The sequence below is a fragment of the Bradyrhizobium sp. Y36 genome, assembly GCF_002531575.1.
GTDB lineage: Bacteria > Pseudomonadota > Alphaproteobacteria > Rhizobiales > Xanthobacteraceae > Bradyrhizobium.
In genome coordinates this window covers 1-1,302 of sequence record NZ_NWTI01000049.1, presented here as the reverse complement: position 1 = coordinate 1,302, position 1,302 = coordinate 1, and the positions used below count along the sequence as shown (strand labels likewise).

Genomic DNA, 1,302 nt, shown 5'->3' with positions numbered 1-1,302 from the left:
GCGGATGTGGGTTCTTTAGTCGCTTGCTGGCTGCTTCGAGCTGCTGGTTGAGGGCCGTGAGCGCGTTGATCTGGCCGCTGTCGAAGGCCGCGAGAATGGACTGGCGGCCTCCGTTGCGGGCCTGCAGGAGCTGGATGGTGATGACGGCGGCTTTGGCGGCGATAGCGACCAGCTTGATAAGCCGATCGGCGGATCCGATCTGGCTGTCTTCGAGCTTGAGGCCTTGCGTCTTCAGGATGCGGAAGAACTGCTCGATGATCCAGCGCTGCTTGTACCATTGGACGATGCGCCAGGCGTCCTCGATGCTGGTAACCTCGTGAGAGGTGAGAAGCCGCCAGTGCTGCGGCTCCACGCCGGTCTCGGCATTGATCTCGCGCACATCGACCATCGCCAATGGCAAGCTTTTCGGCAGATGGCTCAGGAACTTACTCTGCGGGCGCGCGAGCTCGATTGCGCCAAAGCGAAGTTCGAGCTGGGCCAGACGTGCCGGCCGCGCAGCGCGCGCAGGCAGTTGGACCGCCCGCCGATCCACCGCGGCCATGGCATCGCTGGCCTCATATAAGCCGCTGCGGTCGGCAAGCTTGCGATCATGCATGCTGCGCGCGATGACGTGGAAGTGCTGCTCGGCCGAGCTGGCATAAAGGGCAAAGATATCGCTCTCGCGATCACCCAACACCGTCACCGCCGAAGCCTTGGTGAGCAGCGGCTTGGCTGCAACGGCGGTGGATATCCAGCGCTGCGATTCCTTGTCCGATAATTCCCGTTCGTCGTGCGAGGTCGTGCGGCGGCCCTGGCGCGTCCATATCTGTCCGCTCAAAAGCCCAAGACAGGCACCATCGTCGGCATCCACCGCCAGCAGCGGATGCAACAGCACGCCGTGGTGATTGCCTTTGCCGATTTCTCCGAGCCCGCGCCGGCGTTGCGGCGTCGTGTTGAAGTGGATCTCGCTGGTGTCCTGGATCGCCAACACGTGGCGGCCTTCTACCGCCGTGATCGTGCGTTCGCTCCAGCTCTCGATGATCCGTTCCACCGTCACCTTGTCATGGCCAAGAAAGCGGTTGAACCGCACTTCCAGCGCCCGGTTCCCCCTGGAGAGCCGCCGCAGGCAGACCGTCTTGCCCGCAACCATGCGTTCAGCGAGCGCCGCCCCCCTTTATCGAGACGACGATCCCCGAACCGGCCCAAGGTCCAATCGATACCTGACAGCATGCCAACACCTCCGCCAAAGCCGAAGTGTCGCAATAGGAATCACACAAAGTGCCGATTCGGGAATCCCCCCGGCAACTTCCTGCCAAACCAGAT

Annotated in this window: 1 protein-coding gene; it reads right to left on the bottom strand. The window is 62.7% G+C overall.

Annotated features, from left to right (window positions below):
* The coding region (locus CO669_RS34785; RefSeq protein ID WP_097667119.1) for an IS4 family transposase at positions 1-1,129 on the bottom strand (1,129 nt) is incomplete at its 3' end.
* Between the last annotated feature and the right edge of the window lie 173 nt (positions 1,130-1,302).